This window comes from Streptomyces sp. NPDC033178 (genome assembly GCF_055577685.1).
The window spans coordinates 534,274-551,750 of the sequence record NZ_JBVIPT010000002.1; the positions used below are offsets into that span (position 1 = coordinate 534,274).

15 protein-coding genes are annotated in these 17,477 nt (G+C 68.8%); 7 read left to right on the plus strand and 8 right to left on the minus strand.

Annotated elements, in window-relative coordinates:
* Positions 1-123 precede the first annotated feature (123 nt).
* The 5 genes from mctP to ACZ5VQ_RS06300 form a co-directional block, all read right to left on the minus strand.
* Positions 124-1,755 carry a monocarboxylate uptake permease MctP gene (gene mctP / locus ACZ5VQ_RS06280; RefSeq protein WP_469103897.1) on the minus strand — a complete coding sequence of 544 codons (1,632 nt, stop codon included), beginning with the start codon at positions 1,753-1,755 and terminating at the stop codon, positions 124-126.
* The gene (locus ACZ5VQ_RS06285) at positions 1,752-2,063 is read right to left on the minus strand and encodes a DUF3311 domain-containing protein (protein WP_469103898.1); all 312 of its coding nucleotides are present in this window, start codon (positions 2,061-2,063) and stop codon (positions 1,752-1,754) included. The genes mctP and ACZ5VQ_RS06285 overlap by 4 nt, the downstream gene beginning before the upstream one ends.
* Before the next feature lie 178 nt (positions 2,064-2,241).
* Positions 2,242-2,454 carry a YbdD/YjiX family protein gene (locus tag ACZ5VQ_RS06290; protein WP_362087256.1) on the minus strand — a complete coding sequence of 71 codons (213 nt, stop codon included), beginning with the start codon at positions 2,452-2,454 and terminating at the stop codon, positions 2,242-2,244.
* Complete coding sequence (locus ACZ5VQ_RS06295; RefSeq protein WP_469103899.1) at positions 2,426-4,603, minus strand: carbon starvation CstA family protein; 2,178 nt, start codon at positions 4,601-4,603, stop codon at positions 2,426-2,428. The genes ACZ5VQ_RS06290 and ACZ5VQ_RS06295 overlap by 29 nt, the downstream gene beginning before the upstream one ends.
* 274 nt (positions 4,604-4,877) lie before the next feature.
* Positions 4,878-5,642 (minus strand): GntR family transcriptional regulator, encoded by a 765-nt coding sequence (locus ACZ5VQ_RS06300; RefSeq protein WP_450553066.1) that lies wholly within the window; start codon positions 5,640-5,642, stop codon positions 4,878-4,880.
* Positions 5,643-6,072: 430 nt separating this feature from the next.
* Between ACZ5VQ_RS06300 and ACZ5VQ_RS06305 the strand changes: the two genes are divergently transcribed.
* The 4 genes from ACZ5VQ_RS06305 to ACZ5VQ_RS06320 all read left to right on the plus strand — a co-directional run bounded on the left by ACZ5VQ_RS06305 (position 6,073) and on the right by ACZ5VQ_RS06320 (position 10,857).
* Entirely contained in the window at positions 6,073-7,350 is a 1,278-nt protein-coding gene (locus ACZ5VQ_RS06305) for an extracellular solute-binding protein (RefSeq protein ID WP_469103900.1), read from the plus strand.
* 91 nt (positions 7,351-7,441) lie between these two features.
* Complete coding sequence (locus tag ACZ5VQ_RS06310) at positions 7,442-8,434, plus strand: carbohydrate ABC transporter permease (RefSeq protein WP_469103901.1); 993 nt, start codon at positions 7,442-7,444, stop codon at positions 8,432-8,434.
* Positions 8,431-9,261, plus strand: a complete 831-nt coding sequence (locus ACZ5VQ_RS06315) for a carbohydrate ABC transporter permease (protein ID WP_362087268.1) — start codon at positions 8,431-8,433, stop codon at positions 9,259-9,261. The genes ACZ5VQ_RS06310 and ACZ5VQ_RS06315 overlap by 4 nt, the downstream gene beginning before the upstream one ends.
* 9 nt (positions 9,262-9,270) lie before the next feature.
* Entirely contained in the window at positions 9,271-10,857 is a 1,587-nt protein-coding gene (locus tag ACZ5VQ_RS06320; RefSeq protein WP_469103902.1) for a glycoside hydrolase family 3 protein, read from the plus strand.
* Between the two features lie 134 nt (positions 10,858-10,991).
* Here ACZ5VQ_RS06320 and nagB read toward each other — a convergent pair whose 3' ends face one another.
* A complete protein-coding gene (nagB, locus tag ACZ5VQ_RS06325; RefSeq protein WP_189837551.1) occupies positions 10,992-11,777 on the minus strand; it encodes a glucosamine-6-phosphate deaminase in 786 nt (261 codons plus the stop codon).
* 307 nt (positions 11,778-12,084) lie between these two features.
* Here nagB and ACZ5VQ_RS06330 point away from each other — a divergent pair, with 307 nt between their 5' ends.
* Complete coding sequence (locus tag ACZ5VQ_RS06330) at positions 12,085-13,182, plus strand: SIS domain-containing protein (RefSeq protein WP_469103903.1); 1,098 nt, start codon at positions 12,085-12,087, stop codon at positions 13,180-13,182.
* Between the two features lie 224 nt (positions 13,183-13,406).
* Here ACZ5VQ_RS06330 and ACZ5VQ_RS06335 read toward each other — a convergent pair whose 3' ends face one another.
* Positions 13,407-14,159, minus strand: a complete 753-nt coding sequence (locus tag ACZ5VQ_RS06335) for an SDR family oxidoreductase (RefSeq protein ID WP_469103904.1) — start codon at positions 14,157-14,159, stop codon at positions 13,407-13,409.
* Between the two features lie 96 nt (positions 14,160-14,255).
* On the opposite strand from ACZ5VQ_RS06335, the gene ACZ5VQ_RS06340 reads away from it, so the two are divergent.
* Entirely contained in the window at positions 14,256-14,888 is a 633-nt protein-coding gene (locus tag ACZ5VQ_RS06340) for a TetR/AcrR family transcriptional regulator (RefSeq protein ID WP_469103905.1), read from the plus strand.
* Between the two features lie 401 nt (positions 14,889-15,289).
* Complete coding sequence (locus ACZ5VQ_RS06345) at positions 15,290-16,765, plus strand: sensor histidine kinase (RefSeq protein ID WP_362087282.1); 1,476 nt, start codon at positions 15,290-15,292, stop codon at positions 16,763-16,765.
* 257 nt (positions 16,766-17,022) lie between these two features.
* Here ACZ5VQ_RS06345 and ACZ5VQ_RS06350 read toward each other — a convergent pair whose 3' ends face one another.
* The gene (locus ACZ5VQ_RS06350) at positions 17,023-17,280 is read right to left on the minus strand and encodes a WhiB family transcriptional regulator (protein WP_016639615.1); all 258 of its coding nucleotides are present in this window, start codon (positions 17,278-17,280) and stop codon (positions 17,023-17,025) included.
* Between the last annotated feature and the right edge of the window lie 197 nt (positions 17,281-17,477).

The following is a 17,477-nucleotide window of genomic DNA, read 5'->3' on the forward strand; positions in this document are numbered from 1 at the left end:
CCTCGTCCTCAAACGCCGGACGGGCTAATAGTCAGCCCCTCCGGCGTTTGAGGAGCGGGGGTTCGGGGCGGAGCCCCCGAGGAAGGGACGGGAATGGGTAGGGGCGGCGGGGGCGAAAAAAGGCTAGTGCCCCGCCCCCGCCCCCGCCGTCGCCGGCGGCAGCTCGACCTGCACACCCTTGTCGCCCGCGTCCGCTGTGTAGTCCTCGGGGGACGTCTCGTCGATGCCCTCGGGCGCCTTGAGGGCCTTGAGGGCGAAGGTCAGGACGACCGTCACGACCACGTTCAGGACGAACGCCGTCAGACCGATGTACCCGATCTCCCCGATCCCGGGAATCTCCTTCGAGGAACCACCGAAGTGCTTCTGCGTGGGCGAAGCCACCCCATAAGCAGCCACCGTGCCGTACAGCATGCCGACCGCCCACCCCGCGAGCAGCGCCCACCGGTGGAACCACCGGGTGAACAGCCCGCCGACCAGCGCCGGGAAGGTCTGCAGGATCCAGATCCCGCCCAGCAGCTGGAAGTTGATGGCCACGGTCTTGTCCATGGTCAGGACGAAGACCAGCGCACCCACCTTCACGAGCAGCGAGACCAGCTTGGAGACCTTGGTCTCCTGGGCGGGCGTCGCGTCGGGCCGGATGAAGTCCTTGTAGATGTTGCGGGTGAAGAGGTTCGCCGCCGCGATGGACATGATCGCCGCGGGCACGAGCGCACCGATACCGATCGCCGCGAAGGCAACCCCCGCGAACCATGCCGGGAACATGTCCTCGAAGAGCTGCGGGATCGCCAACTGCCCGTTGCTGACCTTGACCCCGGCCGCGATCGCCATGAACCCGAGCAGCGCGAGCAGGCCCAGCATCAGCGAGTACAGCGGCAGGATCGTGGTGTTGCGCCGGATCACCTCACGGCTGCGCGACGACAGCGTGGCCGTGATCGAGTGCGGGTACATGAAGAGGGCCAGGGCGGAGCCCAACGCCAGCGTGGCGTAGGTCCATTGGCCCGCCTCGCCCGGCGCCAGCGCACCGCGTGGCGCGCCCGTCGCCGGGTTGGTCTGGCTGTACGCCTCGCCCGCCTTGGCGAAGATCTCGTCGAAGCCGCCCAGCTTGATCGGGATGTAGATGATCGCCACCGCGATGACGATGTAGATCAGCGTGTCCTTCACGAACGCGATCAGGGCGGGTGCGCGCAGACCGGACGAGTACGTGTAGGCCGCCAGCACACCGAAGGCGATGAGCAGCGGTAGGTCCTTGACGAACCAGTTGGTGTCCTCGCCGCCGCCGACGCCCATCACGTCCAGGACGGCCTGGATGCCGACCAGTTGGAGCGCGATGTACGGCATCGTCGCGAGGATGCCCGTCACCGCGACGGCCAGCGACAGGCCCTTCGAGCCGAAGCGTCCGCGTACGAAGTCCGACGTCGTCACGTACCCGTGCTTGTGCGAGACCGACCACAGGCGGGGCAGGAACGTGAAGATCAGCGGGTAGACGAGGATCGTGTACGGCACGGCGAAGAAGCCGGCCGCGCCCGCCGCGTAGATCGCCGCCGGGACCGCCACGAACGTATACGCCGTGTAGAGGTCGCCGCCGAGCAGGAACCAGGTGACCCAGGTGCCGAACGACCGTCCGCCCAGGCCCCATTCGTCGAGACTGTCGGTCTCGGCCCTGCGCCAGCGCGCGGCCAGGAAGCCCATGACCGTGACGGCCAGGAAGAAGAGGATGAAGACGGCGAGTGCCACGCCGTTCACGCCGTCGTTCATGCGGACGCGCCCTCCTTCTGGGACTTGCGGGCGCGCTGGTCACGGTTCCACAGCTTGTACGCGATCATCGTGAGCGCGGTCGAGATGAACACCCACAGCATCTGGTACCAGTAGAAGAACGGGATGCCGATGAAGGTCGGGTCGACCTTCGCGTACGAGCCCACCCAGAGCATCGCCACGAACGGCGCGACCAGACAGACGGCGATCACCACACGGACCGGTGTGACGACAGGCGGGGGCACGACCGGCGGGGTCTCCACCGGCGGTTTCCCTTCGGGCGCTCTTGGCGCATCCGGCGCTTCAGACATACTGCGGCTCCGTCCCCTCACTGATCACCTGTGCAACGCGCAGGAAATCTAAGGGACGGTTCCGCTTTATGGAACCCCTGTCCGCATAACGGATACGGCGTTCCGCTCAGTGCCGCCAACTGCTGCTCACGGTCGCTCGCTGCCGAGCGCGGAGCCCGACAGCGAGCGGACATCGCGCTCAGCAGCAGCGGAAACCCTGCCGGGGGTCCTCCTCCTGACGGTCCGTGCGCATCCGCTCGAACTCCCGCCGCGACGGCACGGCCGCGTCGGGGTGACCCTTGCGCACATGCGCGACATACCGGTCGTACGCCGATTCGTCGGTGAGCTCCCGTACGTACCAGCGCACGCCCCTGACCGCCCGGCTAGCCGCCCGGTGCAGCGCCGACCGCATCGCGTTCCTCCTCCTTCTCCTCCTTGGTCGGGATCAGCCCGGCCGGGGCCACGATCTTCGACTCGACGTAGGGCGACTCGCTGAGCGTGGAGAGCGCGGGACGGCGTATGTGCCGGATGCACACCCTCGTCGCGTCCGCGATGACGATCACGATGAGCAGGGCGAGGACCGCCGCCAGGACGCCGTCGACTGTGGAGTTTGTGACGATCGTGTGCATGTCGTCCATGCTCTTGGCGGGCGCGATGAGCTCGCCCCGGTCGATGCCGTCCTGGTAGACCGAGCGCTGCTTGAAGAAGCCGACGCGCGGGTCGCTGGAGAACACCTTCTGCCAGCTCGCGGTGAGCGTCACCGTGGCGTCCCAGGCGAGCGGAATCCCCGTGATCCAGGCCCACTTGAGGCGTCCGGACTTCACCAGCAGGGTCGTGCAGACGGCCAGCGCGACCGCCGCAAGGAGCTGGTTGGAGATGCCGAAGATCGGGAACAGCTGGTTGATCCCGCCGAGCGGTTCATGGACGCCGACCCACAGGAAGTAGCCCCAGAGGCCGCAGACGATGCCGCTGGTGATGACCAGTCCGGGCTTCCAGCTCACATTCTTGAAGGGTTTGTAGAGATTGCCGAGCGTGTCCTGGAGCATGAAGCGGCCCACGCGGGTGCCCGCGTCGAGCGCGGTCAGGATGAACAGCGCCTCGAACATGATCGCGAAGTGGTACCAGAACGCGCGCAGACCGCCCCCGGTGACTTCGGAGAAGATCTCCGAGACGCCGACCGCGAGGGTGGGCGCACCACCGGTCCGCGACAGCAGGGACGCCTCCTCGACGTTCTTCGCCGCGGCGGCCAGGTCCTCGGGGGATATCTGATAGCCCCAACTCCCCACCACCTGTGAGGCGTTCTGGACCGTGTCCCCGATGACGCCGGCCGGCGCGTTCATCGCGAAGTACAGGCCCGGGTCGATGACGGACGCCGCGATCAGCGCCATCACGGCGACGGACGACTCCATGAGCATGGAGCCGTACCCGATCATCCGGACCTGCGTCTCCTTCTGGATCATCTTCGGCGTCGTACCGGAGGCGATGAGGGAGTGGAAGCCGGACAGGGCCCCGCACGCGATGGTGATGAAGACGAACGGGAAGAGCGAACCGGCGAAGACCGGCCCGTCCCCGCGCGTGGCGAAGTCCGTGACCGGGTCCATCTTCAGCGTCGGCATCGAGACGATGACGCCGATCGCCAGCAGCGCGATGGTGCCGATCTTCATGAAGGTGGAGAGGTAGTCGCGGGGCGCGAGCAGCATCCACACCGGCAGGATCGACGCGACGAAGCCGTACGCCACCAGCCAGATCACCAGTGTCGAGGGCGCGAGCGTGAACGTGTCGGCCCACGAGGACTCGGCGACCCAGCGGCCCGCGACCAGCGCGAGCAGCAGCAGGGCGACACCGATCAGCGAGACCTCGCTGACCCGGCCGGGCCGCAGGACCCGTAGGTAGAAGCCCATCAGCAGGGCGATGGGGATCGTCATCGCGATGGAGAAGGTGCCCCACGGCGACTGAGCGAGCGCGTTCACGATGACCAGCGCGAGCACCCCGAGCAGGATGATCATGATGGCGAAGGCGGCGAGCAGGGCCGCCGCGCCGCCGAACGGGCCGATCTCCTCGCGTGCCATCTGCCCGAGGGACCTGCCGTCCCGGCGGGTGGAGAAGAACAGGACGACCATGTCCTGGACCGCCCCCGCGAAGATCACGCCGACGATGATCCAGATGGTGCCGGGCAGATATCCCATCTGCGCGGCCAGTACGGGTCCGACCAGCGGGCCGGCCCCCGCGATCGCCGCGAAGTGGTGGCCGAGCAGGACGCGCCGGTCGGTGGGGTGGAAGTCGATGCCGTTGTCGAGCCGCTCGGCGGGCGTGGCCCGGGTCTTGTCGACCTTGAGGACCTTGTAGGCGATGAACTTCGAGTAGAAGCGATAGGCGATGGCGTACGAGCCGAGGGCGGCGGCCACCATCCAGACGGCCGACACCTCCTCGCCCCGGGACAGCGCGAGGACGGACCAACCGGCCGCGCACACCAGCGCGACGACGGTCCAGATGACGATGGTTTGCGGACTTGCCTTGCGAGGGCCTTGGGGCGATGCCGTCTGTGGGCTGTCGGTGCGCACGGGTCGTCCTCCCGTCCATGGGTGACGGGAGGACGGTAGAACAGGAAGGGGATCAGCGCTACACCATGCGCACCAGTCTGTGTGCGCAGGCGCAACTCACTTGTCCTGGCGGGTTCCTGGGCCGGTGTGCATTGTGCGGGTGGGTGGGGCCGGAGTGCGCGGTTCCCCGCGCCCCTAAAAGCAGGGGGTTACGTCCGGCCTTTGTCTTTCGTCTTTTAGGGGCGCGGGGAACTGCGCACTCGGCCACGACACACCCGCAGCCGCCCACCCACCTCTACTCCACAGGCCTCTTGAGCCGAGCAACGAACTTGTACCGGTCCCCCCGGTACACCGACCGCACCCACTCCACCGGCAACCCACCCCTGTCGAGCGAGTGCCGGGACAGCATCAGCATCGGCAGCCCCACATCCGTACCGAGCAGCCCGGCCTCCCGCGGAGTGGCCAGCGACGTCTCGATCGTCTCCTCGGCCTCGGCGAGATGAACGTCGTACACCTCGGCCAACGCCGTGTACAGCGAGGTGTACTTGACGAGTGACCGCCGCAACGCGGGAAACCGCTTCGCGGACAGGTGCGTCGTCTCGATCGCCATCGGCTCCCCGCTCGCGAGCCGCAGCCGCTCGATGCGCAGCACCCTCCCGCCGGCGGTGATGTCGAGCAGCCCGGCGAGCGTGTCGTCCGCCGTGATGTAGCCGATGTCCAGGAGCTGCGAGGTGGGTTCGAGGCCCTGGGCCCTCATGTCCTCGGTGTACGAGGTGAGTTGCAGCGCCTGCGAGACCTTCGGCTTGGCGACGAACGTGCCCTTGCCCTGGATCCGCTCCAGCCGGCCCTCGACGACCAGCTCCTGAAGGGCCTGGCGCACGGTCGTGCGCGAGGTGTCGAACTCGGCGGCGAGGGTGCGCTCGGGCGGTACGGGTGTGCCGGGCGGCAGCGTCTCCGTCATGTCGAGCAGATGCTTCTTGAGGCGGTAGTACTTGGGCACGCGCGCGGTACGGATGGGGGCCCCACCCTCGTTCTCCGCACTGCTGACGTCGGTGCTCATACTCTGCCTTCCCGGCTCCAGGTGCCGATGGGCCGACGTGCGCGTCGGCCGCGGCTCACATCGTGGCACGGCTTGCCGTGCGAGTGTCCCCCCGCACGCTGCGTGATCCCCTCTATATACCGTCGGGGTCTCTTTTGGTCTAGTCCACAGGGTCGGAGAGCGGTTGCTACGGGCGCTCCGCGGAGGCTGCCGAGGTGCCCGTCGAGGCATGCCCGTTCTGTTCCCCGTGTAGTGAAAGGTCCCTGCATATGTAGGTCGCGTAACGGACGGCCGGGAGCGGCTTTTCGGCCCTTGACACCCCTCTAGGTCTAGGCCAAGCTCCCCCCTACTGGTCTAAACCATTGAGGACCAGGTCCCAGCCCCACGGGCAGTACTCGTCGTAAGTCACGCGGTGGGCAGGGGGGTTGCTGGAATCCCTGAGGAGGGTGACGTGAAGCGCAAGCTCATTGCGGCTGTCGGTGTCGCGGGCATGTTGATGTCTGTAGCGGCCTGTGGCGGCGACGACGGTGACAGTGGCGACAAGACGGGGGCCGACGGTTTCAAGGGGCAGACCCTGACCGTCTGGGCCATGGACGGCTCCACGCCGCCCGGCTGGACCAAGGACCTCACGGCCGCCTTCGAGAAGAAGACGAAGGCCAAGCTGAAGTTCGAGACCCAGCAGTGGAACGGCATCCAGCAGAAGATCACCACCTCGCTCTCCGAGGACAACCCGCCGGACGTCCTGGAGGTCGGCAACACCCAGACCCCGGCGTACGCGGCCACCGGCGGTCTCGCCGACCTGTCGGACCTCAAGTCGGAGATAGGCGCCGACTGGACCGAGGCCCTCAACGCGTCCTCGGTCTTCGACGGCAAGCAGTACGCGGCCCCGTGGTACTTCGCCAACCGTGTCGTCGTCTACAACAAGAAGGTCTGGGCCGACGCGGGCATCAAGGACACCCCCAAGACCCGGGCCGAGTTCTTCGACGCCCTGGAGACCATCGACAAGAAGACCGACGCCGAGCCGCTCTACCTGCCCGGCCAGAACTGGTACTTCTTCGACGGTCTGACCATCGGCCAGGGCGCCGACCTGGTGAAGAAGGACGGCGACAAGTACGTCTCCAACCTCGCGGACCCGAAGGTCGGCAAGGCGATGGAGATCTACAAGGAGTACCAGGCCTTCTCCAAGGCCCCCAAGGACAAGGACGAGGCGACCCCGCAGCAGGCCGAGGTCTTCGCCAAGGGCAACGTCGGTGCCTTCATCGGCATGGGCTGGGAGGCCGGCACGGCCATCGCCGCCAACAAGAAGATCGAGAAGGACATCGGCTACTTCACCATCCCCGGTGAGACGGCCGACAAGCCCGAGGGCGTCTTCCTCGGCGGCTCCAACTTCGCGGTCGCCGCGGGCAGCAAGAAGCAGGAGCTCGCCAAGGAGTTCCTGAAGCTCGCGCTGTCCGACAAGTTCGAGGGCGCGCTCGCCAAGGAGAACGGCGTCATCCCGAACAAGGAGTCGCTGCAGACCAACCTGTCGGCCAACCCCGCCGCCGTGGCCGCCGCCCCGGCCGCGGCCGGCGGTGGCACCACGCCGCTGATCCCCGAGTGGGCCGCCGTGGAGAACGACCCGAACCCGATCAAGAGCTACATGACCGCGGTTCTGAAGGGCAAGTCGCCCGCCGAGGCCGCCAAGCAGGTCGAGGCCGAGATCAACAAGCGGCTCGCACAGAGCAGCTGATCACCTGCGTGCCGGGGGCGGCCCCTTCCGTCCCCGGCGCGCCGGCGTATCGAACGATCTGCGACTCCCGAACCTGGAAGAGATGGCGAGCATGTCAGTGCAGACCGAACGCACGGACACAGGCACGGCCGCGGCGCCCGGTGTCCGTAAAACCGACGTAACCCCGCCCGGCGACACGGGCCCGGCGAGAAGGCGCGGCGGCGCGTCCGCCCCGTATCTGCTCCTGCTGCCCGCCCTGCTCGCCACGGTGATCCTGCTCGGCTGGCCGCTGGTGAAGAACGGCGTGCTGTCGTTCCAGAACCTCAACCCGCGCCAGCTGATCCTGCACCTCACCGAGTGGCGGGGGTTCGACAACTACACGGACGTCCTGAGCGGTTCGGACTTCTGGAAGGTCGTCCAGCGGACGGTCGTCTTCACCACCGTTAACGTCGTCCTCATCATGCTGCTCGGCACGCTCGTCGGCCTGCTCCTCGCCCGGCTTGGCAAGCGCATGCGGCTGCTTCTGCTGCTCGGCCTGGTGTTGGCCTGGGCGATGCCGGTGGTCGCCGCGACCACGGTCTACCAGTGGTTGTTCGCCCAGCGCTTCGGCGTCGTCAACTGGCTGCTCGCCAAGGCGGGCTGGTCGTCGATGGCCGACTACAACTGGTTCGGCACCCAGCTCTCCACGTTCTCCGTGATCACCCTGCTGATCGTCTGGCAGTCGATCCCGTTCGTGGCGATCAACCTGTACGCCGCGACCACCACCATCCCGAAAGAGCTGTACGAGGCCGCCTCGATCGACGGCGCCGGCACGTGGAAGAGCTTCACCTCGGTGACCTTTCCCTTCATGCGGCCGTTCCTGTGGGCGACGACCTTCCTGGAGGTCATCTGGGTCTTCAAGGCGTTCCCGCAGATCTTCGCCATCAACAGGGGCGGTCCAGACCGGCTCACCGAGACCTTGCCGATCTACGCGTTCGTCGAGGGCCCCGGCAACCAGCACTACGGGATGGGAGCGGCGATCTCGTTCCTGACGATCCTCATCCTGCTCGGCCTGACGGCCTACTACCTGCGTACCGTTCTCAAGCAAGAGGAGGACGAGCTGTGAAGCGCTCGCTGATGGCCCGGCTGTGGCCCAACGCGACGGCCCTCGTGCTCTTCGTGGTCTTCGCGTTCCCCGTCTACTGGATGTTCGCGACCTCGCTGAAGCCGACCGGCGACATCATCTCGGACGACCCGGTCTTCGTGCCGACCAACATCACCTTCGACCACTTCCGGCAGGCCCTCGACGCGGACCACTTCTGGACACTGGTCGGCAACTCCCTGACCGTGACGGTCCTCGCGGTGGTCTTCTCCCTCGTCATCGCGCTGCTCTCGTCCTTCGCGCTGGCCCGGATGCGGTTCAAGGGCCGTCGCGGATTCATCCTGACCTTCATGATCGCGCAGATGGCGCCCTGGGAGGTCATGGTCATCGCGATCTACATCATCGTGCGTGACGCCGACCTGCTGAACAGCCTCGTCCCGCTCACCGTCTTCTACATGATCATGGTGCTGCCCTTCACGATCCTGACGCTGCGCGGCTACGTCGCCGCCGTGCCGAAGGAGTTGGAGGAGTCGGCCATGGTGGACGGCTGCACCCGCAGGCAGGCCTTCGTGAAGGTGATCTTCCCGCTGCTCGCCCCGGGTCTTATGGCGACCTCGCTCTTCGGCTTCATCACGGCGTGGAACGAGTTCCCGCTGGTCCTGATCCTCAACAAGGACGTCGAGAAGCAGACGCTCCCGCTGTGGCTCTCCAGCTTCCAGACGGTGTTCGGCGACGACTGGGGGGCCACCATGGCCGCGTCCTCGCTCTTCGCCATCCCGATCCTGGTCCTCTTCGTCTACCTCCAGCGCAAGGCCGTCAGCGGACTCACCTCCGGCGCGGTGAAGGGATAACGCCCCCCGATGACCACCATCGCCTCCGGCACGGGCACGCTGACCCGTGACGCCCTCGCCGTCCTGCAGCCCGGTTTCACCGGCACCTCGGCGCCTTCCTGGCTGCTGCGGCGGCTGGGCGAAGGCCTCGCCTCCGTCGGCCTGTTCGGCCGCAACATCGCAACCCCCGCCCAAGTGGCCGCCCTGACGGCCCAGTTGCGCGCGGAACGCGACGACGTGCTGGTCGCCATCGACGAGGAGGGCGGTGACGTCACCCGCCTGGAGGTGCGTACGGGGTCCTCCTTCCCCGGCAACCACGCGCTGGGCGCGGTCGACGACACCGAGCTGACCGAGGCCGTCGCCCACGAGCTGGGCCGCCGGCTGGCCGCCTGCGGCGTGAACCTCAACTGGGCGCCGTCCGCCGACATCAACTCCAACGTCGACAACCCCGTCATCGGCGTACGGTCCTTCGGCGCCGACACCTCACTGGTGGCCCGGCACACGGCCGCGTACGTCTCCGGGCTGCAGTCCGCCGGGGTCGCCGCCTGCACCAAGCACTTCCCGGGCCACGGCGACACGGCGATCGACTCGCACCACGCGATGCCGCGCATCGACGCGGAGCTCGCGGTCCTGGAGTCCCGCGAACTGGTGCCGTTCCGCGCGGCCATCGAGGCGGGCACGCGTGCCGTGATGAGCGCGCACATCCTGGTCCCGGCCCTGGACCCCGTCCACCCCGCGACCCTCTCGCGCCGCATCCTCACCGGCCTGCTCCGCGAGGAACTGGGCTACGACGGCCTGATCGTCACCGACGGCATGGAGATGCAGGCCATCTCGGCGACCTACGGCATGGAACGGGGCAGTGTCCTCGCGATCGCCGCCGGCGCCGACGCCATCTGCGTGGGCGGCGGACTCTCCGACGAGCCGACGGTCCTGCGGCTGCGGGACGCCCTGGTCGCGGCGGTCCGCTCGGGCGAACTCCCCGAGGAACGCCTGGCGGACGCGGCGGCCCGCGTCAGGGCACTGGCGGCCTGGACGGCTTCGACCCAGACGACGCCTCCCTCGGCTTCGGTGAACGGCGGCGCGCCGGGCGGCACTTCAGGGCCGGGCTCGTCCTCCGCAGCGAGGCCCGCAGCGGGGTCCGATACGGCGTCCGATGCGGCGTCCGATGCGAGCACCGACGTCGGGCTGGTGGCGGCCCGGCGCGCGCTGAAGGTCACGCGCGGAGCGCACTTCGCACCGGTCACCGAGGCTCCGTACGTCGCCGCCTTCACCCCCGTCGCCAACATCGCCGTCGGTGACGAGACCCCCTGGGGCGTCGCCGCCGAACTGCGGCGCATGCTGCCGGGCACGGAGACCGGGAGCTTCACGGGGGAGGGGGCCGGGGCTGACGCCCTCGCGGCAGCAGGCTCCCGCCGCGTGGTCGCGGTGGTCCGCGACGCCCACCGCCACACCTGGATGGCCGAGGCCCTCGACATCCTGCTCGCCGCCCGCCCCGACACGGTCGTGGTCGAGATGGGCGTGCCGCAGTCACCGCCCCGGGGCGCCCTCCACATCGCCACCCACGGCGCGGCCCGCGTCTGCGGCCTCGCGGCGGCGGAGGCCATCGCGGGGGCGTGAGCCGCTGGGACCCGAGCCAACGGAACGAAGGCCCGGGCCACCCCGCGAATGAAGATGCCGGGTCCACCACGAGAGGACCCGGCACCTTCCTGTTCATGCGTATTCATACGCATTCGTATCGTGTAGCGAATCGCCTAAATGCCCTGCCAGTCCGGCTTGTTGGCGTACGTGTGCCGGAAGTAGTCCGCGAGCTTCAGCTTGGACGCGGCCGCCTCGTCCACGACGACCGTGGCATGCGGATGCAACTGGAGCGCCGACGCCGGGCACACCGCGGCGACGGGCCCCTCGACGGTCGCCGCAACGGCATCGGCCTTGCCCTCGCCCGTGGCGAGCAGCACCAGATGCCGTGCCTCCAGAATCGTCCCGATCCCCTGGGTGATCACGTGATGCGGGACCTGCTCGATGTCGCCCTCGAAGAACCGGGCGTTGTCCACGCGCGTCTGCTCGGTCAGGGTCTTGATCCGTGTACGCGAGGCGAGCGACGAGCACGGCTCGTTGAACCCGATGTGCCCGTCGGTCCCGATCCCGAGGAGCTGGAGATCGACCCCGCCCGCCTCGGCGAGCGCCTTGTCGTACGCCTCGCACGCGGCCCGGACGTCCTCGGCGGTCCCGTCAGGTCCTATGAACGCGTCGACGTCCAGCCCCAGCGGCTTCAGCACCTCGCGCCGCAGCACCGACCGGTACGACTCGGGATGCTCGGCCGGCAGTCCCACGTACTCGTCGAGCTGCGCGACCCGCGCCCGCGAGGCGTCCACGGCCCCGGAGTCCACCTTCGCCGCCAGTGCCTGGTAGATGGGCAGCGGCGTCGAGCCGGTGGCCACCCCGAGCAGCGCGTCGGGCTTGTGCCGGAGCAGCTCGGCCATGGCCTCGGCAATGAGCTCGCCACCCGCCTTGGCGTCCGAAACGATGACAACTTCCACGCTGGGCCTGCCGTTCTGAAAGGTGAAGGGGACACAACCGAACATGTGGTATAGACCAATCTAGCAGAACGGCTCTCCACGGTCGCCCTTCAGCCGTCCCTCAGCTGCCTTCACTCAGGGCACTCCGCGTCAGGGCACTCCGCGTCAGGGCACCCCGACCCGCGGCACTCGACCGGCACCCCACCCCGAGCGGGCGCCGCTCGCCCCGGGGGAGTGGAATGGAACCTGCGCACGCCAAACCGAGCCCTGCCACCCCTCCCGCGGACGCAGCTCCGCCCGCCACGCAACAGCCCCAGGAGGAAACGCCATGACCGCCACCCCGCCGGACCCCCAGCCCGACGCGCAGCCGGCATCCGCCGAGTCCGACCGCCCGGGCCGGATCATGGCCCGCGAGATGGCCGAGCAGCCCGCCGTCCTGCGACGGATCCTGGAGGACGGCGCCCCGCGCATCCAGGACGTGGCCCAGCAGGTCGCCGCCCGCAAGCCCCGCTTCGTGCTGCTCACCGCCCGGGGGACCTCCGACAACGCCGCCCTCTACGCCAAGTACCTCCTGGAGATCCGCCTCGGCCTGCCGTGCGGCCTCGCCTCCATGTCGACCACGACGGCCTACGGCGCCCGCCCCGACCTCACCGACGTCCTGGTGATCACGGTCAGCCAGTCCGGCGGCTCCCCGGACCTGGTGGCCTCGACCCGGGCCGCCCGCGAGGCCGGTGCCATCACGCTCGCGGTGACCAACAACCCGGACTCACCGCTGGCAGCCGTCTCCGAATACCACATCGACATCATGGCCGGGCCGGAGAAGGCACTCCCCGCGACCAAGACCTACACCGCCTCCCTCCTCGCCCTCTATCTCTTCGTCGAAGGACTGCGCGGCGGCGACGGCGCCCAGGCCAAGGTGCTCCCCGACCTCGCCGAGCAGTTGCTCGCACGCCAGGAAGAGATCCGCGCCCTCGCCTCGCGCTACCGCTTCGCCGAGCGCATGGTGATCACCTCCCGCGGCTACGGCTATCCCACCGCCAAGGAAGCCGCCCTCAAGCTCATGGAGACCAGCTACATCCCCGCCCTCTCCTACTCCGGCGCGGACCTGCTGCACGGCCCGCTCGCCATGGTCGACAACATCTCCCCGGTCATCGCGGTCGTCACCGACGGCAGGGGAGGCGAGGCACTCCAGCCCGTGCTCGACCGGCTGCGCGGACGCGGCGCCGACCTCGTTGTCATCGGTCCCCGTCCCCAGGTCGAACAGGCCTCCGCCGGCTTCGTCCTGCCCACCGAGGGCGTGGCCGAAGAGGTCCAGCCGATCCTGGAGATCCTCCCGCTCCAGCTCCTCGCCTACGAGGTCACCATCGCCCGCGGCCAGGACCCCGACGCGCCCCGCGCCCTCGCGAAGGTCACAGAAACCCGCTGACCCCGAGCCTCCGGCCGATCCTGAGCCGTGCCGCTGACCCCGAGCCTCCGGCCGACCTGAGCCGTCCCGCCGATCCCGAGCCTCCCGCCGATCCCGAGCCGCCCCGCTGAACCGAAGCCACCTCACCGATCCGGAGGCATCCCACCGGTCCGAAGGCGCCCCCGGCCGCCCCCGGCCGCCCCCGGCCGCCCGGGGCGCGAGGGGGCGCGCGGGCGGCCGACGGCTCAGGTCAGCGAACCCCCCGTCGCATCCATCCAGTGCCCGGTCACCCACCGCCCCTGGTCCGATGCAAGGAACGCCACCGCGTCGGCGATGTCGGCGGTCTCGCCCACCCGGCCGAGCGCCGATATCGCCGCGGCCTTCGCCCACCCGTCGGTACTGCCGTACAGGAGCTCGGCCGTGTTGTCGGTGTCGACGATGCCCGGCGCCAGCGAGTTCACGGTGATGCCGCGGGCGCCCAGCACCTTGGACAGGTCCCGGGAGAAGACGTCCAGGGCGCCCTTCGTCATCGCGTAGGCGATCAGGTGGGGGAAGGCCGCGGTCCGTGCCAGCCCGGAGGAGATGTTGACGACCCGGCCGCCGTCGCGCAGGCGCCCCAGGCCGTGTCGGACGATGAAGAACGGCGCCTTCACATTCACCGCGAAGACCTGGTCGTACGTCTCCTCGTCGATCTCCTCGATCGGTGGCGTCGAACCGATCCCTGCGTTGTTCACCAGGATGTCCACCCCGTCCGCGTGCCGGTCGAACTCCTCCCACAGAGCCGCCGCGTCCCCCGGCAGCCCGAGCTCCGCGCGGATCGCGAACGCCGAGCCGCCGGCCGCCTCGATCGTCGCCACCGTCTCCTTCGCGGCCGCCTCGCTCCTGCCGTAGTGCACCCCGACCCGTGCCCCGTCTCGTCCGAGCCGCTCGGCGATTCCGCGTCCGATACCCCTGCTCGCCCCCGTGACGAGTGCCGTCCTGCCCGTGAGCACACCCATGCCAACGCCCCCTTCTCATTTCTCTAGCGGTCGCTACAGAAAAACCGTACAACACGCCGCGGACATTTCTCTAGCACCCGCTATACAATTCACTCCATGGTGAGCAGCCACGACATCAAGGACGCCGCCGGTCCGGCCTCGAAGCCTCGCGGCCGTCCCCGCTCCTTCGACCGGGAGACCGCGCTGGAGAAGGCGATCCTCGCCTTCTGGGAGCACGGGTACGAGGCGACCTCTGTCTCGGACCTCACCCAGGTCATGGGCATCGGCGCCCCCAGCCTCTACGCGGCCTTCGGCGACAAGCGCTCGCTCTTCGACGAGGCCGTGCGCGAGTACGGCGAGCGGTACGGCTCGTTCGGCGACCGCGCCCTCGCCGAGGAGCCGACGGCCCGTGCCGCGGTCGGGCGGATGCTGCGCGAGGCCGCGGCCGAGTACACGGAGCCGGGCCGTCCGCACGGCTGCCTGATCGTCCACGCGGCCACCAACTGCACCACCCCGGAGGTGGAGGAGTCCCTCCGTGATCGGCGCAACGCGAACATCGCCGCCATCGAGAGCCGCATCAGGTCCGGCGTCGCCGCAGGTGAGCTGCCTGCGGACATCGACGCGGCAGCCCTGGCCCGGCACACCGGGGCCATGATCCAGGGCATGTCCCAGCAGGCCCGCGACGGCGCCACCAAGGAAGAGCTGGAGGCGCTCGCCGAACTCGCCATGCGAATCTGGCCCCGCTCGTGAACCGCTCGGGGATAGGCTGCGTGGTGGATGTAGGACGTGAGTTGTTGGATAAAGAGACAACAACAAACATCCGCCAACGCATGGACAGTCGAGAGTGGTCTAGTCCACAATCGTACAAAGCTTGAGAATGCAACTTGATGATCAAGCCGTCCGAATGACCAAGCCTCCGTCTTCCCCGCACAGGAAGACGGACCGAGGAGCCGGCGCTCTCTGCCCTGACTGCACCGGATCCTCATCCTTCGGCCGAACGGGACCGCACAGCCCGCGGCCGATGTTGCTCCGGGCTGCGGTGCCGGGAGGGTTGAGGGTCCCTCTCAGGCGCCGCGGCCCGCGGGTGTTTCCGGGCCCGCGCGGGTGGCCGATTTCGGAGCATGTCGCACCCGGCGGGTACGCTCGCACACGTGCCCTCCATGAACGACCTCGTCCGCCAGCACACCGCCCTCGGTGACTCCGACCTCGAGTGGCTGCACCTGCTGGTCTCGGAGTGGCAGCTCCTCTCCGACCTCTCCTTCGCGGACCTCGTCCTGTGGGTTCCCACCCGCGACGGCACCCGTTACGTCTCGGTGGCCCAGATGAGGCCCAACACCGGCCCCACCTCGTACCAGGACGACATGGTCGGCCACCTCGTCCCGCGCGGCCGCCGCCCGATGCTGGACGCGGCCCTGGACGAGGGCCGGATCGTGCGCGAGGGCGACCCGGAGTGGCGCGAGGAGGTTCCGGTACGGGTCGAGTCGATCCCCGTGCGCAGGGAGGGGCGCGTCCTGGGCGTCATCGCCCGGAACACCAATCTCCTCACCGTGCGCACGCCCTCGCGGCTCGAACTCACTTATCTGCAGAGCGCGTCCGACCTCGCACAGATGATCGCGGCGGGCTCCTTCCCGTTCCCCAACCAGCAGGTCGACATGGACGCCTCGCCGCGGGTGGGCGACGGCCTGATCAGGCTGGACGCGGAGGGCATCGTCCAGTACGCGTCACCGAACGCGCTGTCGGCGTACCACCGTCTCGGCCTCGCCGCCGACCTGGTCGGCCACCACCTCGGAAAGACCACTTCCGAACTCGCCCCGTCCCGCGGCCCGGTGGACGAGGCGCTGGCCAAGGTCGCCAGCGGCTGGGCGCCCCGCGAGTTCGAGATCGAGAGCAACGACGGCGTGATCCAGCTGCGCGCCATCCCGCTCAAACCCAAGGGCACACGGGTGGGTTCGCTCGTACTCCTGCGTGATGTGACCGAACTTCGGCGCCGCGAGCGCGAGTTGATCACCAAGGACGCCACCATCCGGGAGATCCACCACCGGGTGAAGAACAACCTCCAGACGGTCGCCGCCCTGCTCCGCCTCCAGGCCCGCCGTATCGAGTCCGACCGGGGCCGTGAGGCGCTCGAAGAGGCCGTGCGCCGCGTCGGGTCGATCGCCATCGTGCACGAGACGCTCTCCCAGAACCTGGACGAGCGCGTGGAGTTCGACGAGATCGCCGACCGGGTGCTCGCCATGGTCGCCGAGATCTCCCCGGGCAAGGTCGTCGGCCGGCGCACCGGACGCTTCGGCATACTCGACGCCGAGGTCGCGACCCCGCTCTCCATGGTCCTCACGGAGATCCTGCAGAACGCGCTGGAGCACGGCTTCCGGGAGGGCGACCGCGGCACGGTCGAGGTGTCCGCGGTCCGCGGCGGCAGCACCAAGGAGGCCCGCCTCCTGGTCACCGTCCAGGACGACGGCATCGGTCTGCCCGAGGGCTTCGACCCGCACCGCTCCGGCAATCTGGGCCTGCAGATCGTACGGACGCTGGTGGAGGGGGAGTTGGGCGGCACCTTCGACATGGTCCGTGCCCCCGAGCGCGGGACCCAGGTCGTCCTGGACATTCCGGTGGTGCCCCACAAGTGACGCACAGGCAATCCGCACCATTACTCCACGCACACGCTGCGTAATCATCACAAGCTTCCGGGCATGCCCGGTGGTCGCCGGGAGCCCCACGAAGACGCAGCCGCAAACAGCAATGAGCCCCGGACCGTTTTCCGGTCCGGGGCTCATCGTGCTCGTTGCTATCTGCGCATCGGGGGTACTGCGCGCTGCGGCTCGGGGGCGGGAGAAGCGTACTCGCTGTACGCGCCGCCAAGCTCAGGGCCGTGTGGGGTGGGTTGTCAGGCGGATGCCTGGCGGGCCCGGTTGCGGGCGGCGCGGCGCTTCATGGCGCGGCGCTCGTCCTCGCTGAGACCACCCCAGACGCCGGAGTCCTGGCCGGACTCGAGCGCCCACTGCAGGCACTGCTCCATGACGGGGCAGCGACGGCAGACGGCCTTGGCTTCCTCGATCTGCAGCAGCGCAGGACCGGTGTTGCCGATGGGGAAGAAGAGCTCGGGGTCTTCCTCGCGGCAAACGGCGTTGTGACGCCAGTCCATGGCTGCTACCTCTCCTTGGTATTACATGCACGTTGCTTGTGAATGTGAACGCTTTCACGAATCCCTCAACAAGTGAAGGGCCGACTACCAGACGGACTGGTGTGGTCCTGTGAATTGAGGAGGGGTTCCGGCGCTCTGTGGGGGCGATGTTGCGGCCCGTCCCGAGCGCCACAAAGAGACTCGCAAACCTCAGCGGC